Origin of the sequence: Flavonifractor sp. (genome assembly GCF_019422385.1) — a bacterium.
In the GTDB taxonomy this organism is placed as follows: Bacteria; Bacillota; Clostridia; order Oscillospirales; family Oscillospiraceae; genus Flavonifractor; species Flavonifractor avistercoris.
Genome location: NZ_JAHZDL010000021.1, coordinates 22,106 through 28,390 on the forward strand (window position 1 = coordinate 22,106; position 6,285 = coordinate 28,390).

The window sequence follows — 6,285 nt, forward strand, 5'->3', positions numbered from 1 at the left end:
GGGGGACATCCTGAATGACGGGGGGAGACCATGGACCGGGAGCTGCGCCAAATGTATCTGGATCGGGAGCTGGGGGTGGAGGCAGTCACCGGCCGCGCCTTTCGGCCCCAGTTTGCGCCCCCGGCGGAGGCGGCCCTCCGGGCCGGCTTTGCAGACCAGAGCCACTTCAACCGCCTTTTTAAGCCCCTCATCGGCCTGCCCCCAGGCCAGTACCAGGCGGCGTTTCAGGCGGGAAAGGAGCAGACATGAGACAGACCGCCTGGGCGGGCCACGGCGCCGCCCTGCTGACCATTTTGATCTGGGGCACCACCTTCATCTCCACCAAGGTGCTTTTGACCTCGTTCCAGCCGGTGGAGATCCTCTTTCTCCGCTTCGTGCTGGGCTTCCTCGCCCTGTGCCTGATCTATCCCCGGCGTCTGCGGCTGGGGGAGCGGCGGCAGGAGCTGTGGTTCGCGGCGGCGGGGCTGTGCGGCGTTACCCTCTACTACCTGCTGGAGAACATCGCCCTGACCTATACTCTGGCCTCGAATGTGGGGGTGCTGGTGTCAGTGAGCCCGGTGTTTACCGCCCTGTTCTCCCACTTCCTGCTGCGGCGGGAGAAGCTGCGCCCCGCCTTTTTCGCCGGGCTGGCGGTGGCCCTGGCTGGGGTGGTGCTGCTGTCCTACAACGGCAGCGCCGTGCTCAAGCTGGATCCCAGGGGGGATGTGCTGGCCCTGCTGGCGGCGGCAATCTGGTCGGCCTACTCCCTGATCACCCGGCACATCTCCTCCTTCGGCTATCCGGTGGTGCAGACCACCCGGCGGATTTTCGCCTACGGCCTGGTGTTCATGCTCCCCGCCCTGCTGATATTCGGCTTCCGGCCCAGCCTGGCGGCCGTGCTGGAGCCGGTGAACCTGCTCAATTTGGTGTACCTGGGCCTGGGAGCCTGCGCCCTGTGCTTCGTCACCTGGAACTTCGCCGTGGGGAAGCTGGGGGCAGTAAAGACCAGCACCTACATCTATCTGGTGCCGGTGGTCACCCTGGCCACCTCCGCCCTAGTGCTGGGGGAGCCGGTGACGCCCCTCTCCGCTGTGGGTGCGGCCCTGACGGTGGCAGGGCTGGCGCTGTCCGAGCACAAAAAGGGCACAGCCTCCTGAAAGCAAAGGCGGGTTCCGCTCTGCGGAACCCGCCTTTTTATACCCGCTTTTCAGCTGCCGCGGCCCAGCCTCCGCTCCAGATGGGCCAGGAAAGCGGCGGGATCGCCGTTGAGCACCAGCTCCGCCGGGAATCCCACCTCCTCCAGCAGGGCCTGGGCGTACTGGTGGCCCCCCACGGCGGAGACGAAGTGGGCGTCGCTGCCCACCACCACCGGCACCCCCTCCCGGCGGCAGACCGACAGCATCTCCTTCACGTTGGCGGTGGAGTTGACCCGGGAGCAGGCAGGGGAGAGGGAGGTGTTGTTCACCTCCAGCAGCACGTCCCGCTCCCCGGCGGAGCGCACCAGGGCGGGATAGTCCAGGGGATAGCGGCCGTCGTCCGGATGGCCCAGGATGCAGATTTTGGGGCAGGTGTCCATGGCGCGCACCATGGCCTGGGTGTTGGCATCCGCATCGCCGCCCTGGGGCATGCACCAGATGTGCTGGCTGGCGACGGCCATGTCCAGGTTGTTCAGCAGCTTGGGGGGCAGATCCACGGTGCCGTCGAAGTCCATCACATTGAGCTCCGCCCCCATCAGCACCTTCACGCCGTAAATCTCCCGGTCAATCACCTTAAAGTTGAGAAAATAGTCCCTGTGTGTGGTCAGCTCCATGCCGGGGGCGTGGTCGGTGATGCAGATGAGCTCCAGTTCCCGCTCCGCCGCCGCCCGCACCATCTCCAGCAGGGTGCAGTAGGCGTGCCCGCTGGCCAGGGTGTGGGTGTGGCTGTCCAGCAAAAATTTCATAGGCTCACTCCTTTTTATCCCTTCTATCATACCCGGAAAAGCGCAAAAAGGCAAGGGCCCGGCGCATCTGCGCCGGGCCCTTGTACGGCAGGGTATGGGTCAGATTCCCGCCCCGCCGTTCCACTTCCAGTCGCGGATCTCAGGCATGTCCTGTCCGTGGGTAGTGATATACTGCTTGTGCTCCACCAGCTTGTCCTTCATCCGCTGAACCAGGAAGGCCCCCCGGTTGCCAAGCTGGGGCAGCCGCTTTACCGTGTCGATCACCAGATCATAACGGTCGATGGCGTTGAGCACCCGCATGTCGAAGGGGGTGGTAATGGTGCCCTCCTCCCGGTAGCCCCGGACGTGGATGTTCTTGTTGTGGCGGCGGTAGGTCAGCTCGTGCACCAGGGAGGGATAGCCGTGGAAGGCAAAGATGATGGGCTTGTCCCGGGTGAAGAGCACGTCGTAGTCCTCGTCCGTCAGGCCGTGGGGGTGCTCCGTGTGGGGCTGGAGCTTCATCAGATCCACCACGTTCACCACCCGCAGGCGCACCTCGGGCAGGGCCTGGCGCAGGATGGTGACGGCGGCCAGGGTCTCCAGGGTGGGAGTGTCGCCGCAGCAGGCCAGCACCGCGTCGGGCTCCGCCCCCTGGTCGTTGGAGGCCCACTGCCAGATGCCGATGCCGTGGGTGCAGTGCTTGATGGCCTCGTCCATGGTGAGCCACTGGGGCCGGGGGTGCTTGGAGGCGATGATCACGTTGATATAGTTCCGGCTTTTGATGCAGTGGTCGAAGCAGGAGAGCAGGCAGTTGGCGTCGGGGGGCAGGTAGAGCCGTACCACGTCCGCCTTCTTGTTGGCCACGTGATCCAGGAAGCCGGGATCCTGGTGGGTGAAGCCGTTGTGATCCTGCTGCCACACGTTGGAGGTGAGCAGGTAATTCAAGGAGGCGATATCCTGCCGCCAGGGCAGCTGCCGGGCCACCTTGAGCCACTTGGCATGCTGGCTCACCATGGAGTCCACGATGCGGATGAAGGCCTCATAGCTGCTGAGGACGCCGTGGCGGCCGGTGAGCAGATAGCCCTCCAGCCAGCCCTGGCACATATGCTCGGAGAGCATGCCGTCCAGGATGCGCCCGTCGGGGGAGAGCCCCGCGTCGCCCTTCTCCAGCTCCGCGTTCCACCGGCGGCCGGTGACCTCAAAGACCGCCCCCAGCTTGTTGCTCAGGGCCTCGTCGGGGGAGAAGATGCGGAAATTGCGGGCCTTCTGGTTCAGCTTCACCACGTCCCGGATGTACTGCCCCAGCACCGACATGTCCTCCGCGGACACAGAGCCGGGGGCGGGCACCTCCACGGCGTATTTTGGGAAGGAGGGTGTGCGCAGCTCCCGCAGGAGCAGCCCGCCGTTGGCGTGGGGGTTGGCCCCCATGCGCCGCTCCCCCTGGGGGGCGAAGGACCGCAGGGCGGGGGCCGGCGCGCCTTCGGCATCGAAGATCTCCTCCGGCCGGTAGCTGCGCAGCCAGGACTCCAGGACGGCCAGCCGCTCCGGATGGGCGTCATCCACCGCCACCGGCAGCTGGTGGGTGCGGAACGTGCCCTCCACCGGCACCCCCTCCACCGACCTGGGGCAGGTCCACCCCTTGGGGGAGCGGAACACGATCATGGGCCAGCGGGGCCGGCTGGTGTCGCCGAACTCCCGGGCGCCCTGCTGGATGCGCTGGATCTCCCGTACCGCCCAGTCCAGGGCGGCGGCCATCTTCTGGTGCATCTGGGCGGGCTCGTCCCCCTCCACAAAGCGGGGGGTCCAGCCGCAGCCCTTGAAGAAGTCCTCCACCTCCTCGCGGGTGATGCGGGCAAAGAGGGAGGGGGAGGAGATCTTGTAGCCGTTGAGGTGGAGGATGGGGAGCACCGCCCCGTCGGAGGCGGGGTTGAGGAATTTGTTGGAGTGCCAGGCGGCGGCCAGGGGGCCGGTCTCCGCCTCCCCGTCCCCCACCACGCAGGCGGCGATCAGCTCCGGGTTGTCCATCACCGCGCCGAAGGCGTGGGCCAGGGAGTAGCCCAGCTCGCCCCCCTCGTTGATGGAGCCGGGGGTCTCGGGGGGGCAGTGGCTGCCGATGCCGCCGGGGAAGGAAAACTGCCGGAACAGGCGGCGCATGCCCTCCTCATCTTGGCTCACGTTGGGATAGCGCTCGCTGTAACTGCCCTCCAGATAGGTCTGGGCCACCATGGCGCTCCCCCCGTGGCCGGGGCCGGAGACATAGATCATATTGAGCTCATACCGGGTGATCACCCGGTTGAGGTGGGTGTAGATGAAATTCTGCCCCGGCACGGTGCCCCAGTGGCCCACCGGAGTGGGTTTCAGGTGCTCCGGCCGCAGGGGCTCCCGCAGCAGGGGATTGTCCAGCAGATAGAGCTGCCCGGCGGCCAGGTAGTTGGACGCGCGCCAGTAGGCGTCCACCCGGCGGAGCTGCTCCGGGGTGAGGGGGCCCTTCTTGGACATGCGGGTGGAAGATTTCACAGGGGGTTTTGCCTGCTCCTTGGGCGTTTTCGCCAAGCTGACGACCTCCTTAACAGGGATATTCGATTCTCATTATACCGGAGCGGCGGGCGCTGTCAAGAGCGGGGACGTAAAATTTCCCGCGCTCACAGGCCGGCCAGCCGCAGCCGGGCGGTGCGTCGGCAGAGGAACAGCGCGGCCAGGCAGGACAGCCCCTCGGCCACCGGGAAGGACAGCCACACCAGGCCGGGGCTGAGAAAGCCGAAGAGCAGGGCGGCGGGGAAGAGGAGGGCCACCTGCCGCAGCAGGGAGACCACCAGGCTGGCATTGGCCGCCCCCAGGGCCTGGAGGGCGGCGCAGAGGATCACCGACACCCCGGCGCACACAAAGGACAGGGCGATCATCCGCAGGGCGGGGACGCCCTCGGCCAGCACGGCGGCGTCGGCCTCAAAGAGCCGGAGCAGGGGGCCGGGCAGGACGGCCATCACCACGGTGCCCGCCGCCATGATGGCGATGGACGCCGCCAGGGCGAAGCGGATGACCCCGGTGATGCGCTCCCGCTGCTGGGCGCCGTAATTGAAGCTGACGATGGGGATGAGGGCGTTGTTCAGGCCGGCGACCGGCATGAACAGGAAGGACTGGAGCTTGAAGTAGGCCCCCAGGATGAACACGCCGGAGGCGGTGAACAGGGGGAGGATCAGGTTCATGCCCAGGTTCATCACCGTGGCCAGGGCCTGCACCAGGGAGGCGGGTATGCCCACCCGCAGAATGGGGCCGATGATGGCCCCGTCGGGGCGGAAGCCCCGGAAGGACAGGCGCACCAGGCTGTTCCGGCGCACCATGACCAGCCCCACCGTCATGCCCACCAGCTGACCCAGCACGGTGGCGATGGCCGCCCCGGCCACCTCCAGGCGGGGGAAGGGGCCGATGCCGAAGATGAGCAGGGGATCCAGGATCAGGTTGACCACCGCGCCGATGCCCTGGATGATCATGGGCCCCACGGTATTGCCGGTGGCCTGGAGGGTGCGCTCCCCGGCGAACTGCATACACACGCCCACGGAGGCCCCGATGACGATGGACAGGTACTGGGCGCCGTAGGTGATCACCTGGGGCTGTCCGGGGGCGAACAGCCCCATGAAGGGCCGGGCCATGGTGATCCCCAGCACCAGGAAGATCACCCAGCATGCCAGGTAGAGGAAATAGCCGTGGGCCACCACCCGGTTGGCCTCCTCCGGCCGGCCCTCCCCCAGCCGGCGGGCCAGCAGGGCGTTGTAGCCCACCCCCACCCCCACGCAGATGGAGATCATCAGGGTCTGGATGGGGTAGACCAGAGAGAGGGCCACGAAGCCGTCGGCGCTGAGCCGGGCCACAAACATGCTGTCCACCATGTTGTACAGCGCCTGGATCAGCATGGACAGCATCATGGGCCAGGCCATATTCAGCAGCAGCCGGCGCACCGGCATGACTGCCATCTTGTTTTCCGCCAAATGAAATCCCTCCAAATGGAATTGATACCGCAAAAACGGGTATCGGGGCGCTGGCCCCGATACCCGTCACGTCCCCGCGGCGTGGCAGCCCGCGGGGCTATCTGTTTGTCTCAGGCGCGGACGGCGCCCTCGGCCGCCCGCTTTTCCGCCTCCTGCCTGGCCAGTCCCTTGGCGTTGGCCAGCATCAGCTTGATGCGGTTCTCCTGGTTGATCTTGGTGGCGCCGGGGTCGTAGTCGATAGCCACCACATTGCTGTACGGATAGTCGTCCTTCAGCTTGCGCAGCATGCCCTTGCCCACGATGTGGTTGGGCAGACAGCCGAAGGGCTGGGTGCAGACGATGTTGGGGGTGCCGGAGTGGATGAGCTCCAGCATCTCGGCGGTGAGCAGCCAGCCCTCGCCC

Annotated in this window: 5 protein-coding genes and 1 pseudogene; 2 read left to right on the plus strand and 4 right to left on the minus strand. The window is 66.7% G+C overall.

Annotated elements, in window-relative coordinates; genetic code table 11:
- Positions 1 to 51: 51 nt before the first annotated feature.
- Both QZ378_RS04720 and QZ378_RS04725 read left to right on the plus strand, forming a co-directional pair.
- On the plus strand, positions 52 to 249 hold the full coding sequence (locus tag QZ378_RS04720; protein WP_366935129.1) for an AraC family transcriptional regulator: 198 nt from the start codon (positions 52 to 54) through the stop codon (positions 247 to 249).
- The gene (locus QZ378_RS04725) at positions 246 to 1,136 is read left to right on the plus strand and encodes a DMT family transporter (RefSeq protein WP_291257475.1); all 891 of its coding nucleotides are present in this window, start codon (positions 246 to 248) and stop codon (positions 1,134 to 1,136) included. Before QZ378_RS04720 ends, QZ378_RS04725 begins: the two co-directional genes overlap by 4 nt.
- 50 nt (positions 1,137 to 1,186) lie before the next feature.
- On the opposite strand, the gene QZ378_RS04730 is transcribed toward QZ378_RS04725, so the two are convergent.
- The 4 genes and pseudogenes from QZ378_RS04730 to QZ378_RS04745 form a co-directional block, all read right to left on the minus strand.
- Positions 1,187 to 1,921 carry a phosphatase gene (locus QZ378_RS04730; protein WP_291257476.1) on the minus strand — a complete coding sequence of 245 codons (735 nt, stop codon included), beginning with the start codon at positions 1,919 to 1,921 and terminating at the stop codon, positions 1,187 to 1,189.
- A gap of 99 nt (positions 1,922 to 2,020) precedes the next feature.
- Positions 2,021 to 4,399, minus strand: coding sequence for a phosphoketolase (locus QZ378_RS04735; RefSeq protein WP_291257479.1), 2,379 nt, complete (start codon positions 4,397 to 4,399; stop codon positions 2,021 to 2,023).
- Positions 4,400 to 4,542: 143 nt separating this feature from the next.
- The gene (locus QZ378_RS04740) at positions 4,543 to 5,883 is read right to left on the minus strand and encodes an MATE family efflux transporter (RefSeq protein WP_291257477.1); all 1,341 of its coding nucleotides are present in this window, start codon (positions 5,881 to 5,883) and stop codon (positions 4,543 to 4,545) included.
- A gap of 110 nt (positions 5,884 to 5,993) precedes the next feature.
- Positions 5,994 to 6,285, minus strand: a pseudogene (locus QZ378_RS04745) (2-hydroxyglutaryl-CoA dehydratase); the annotation flags it as partial.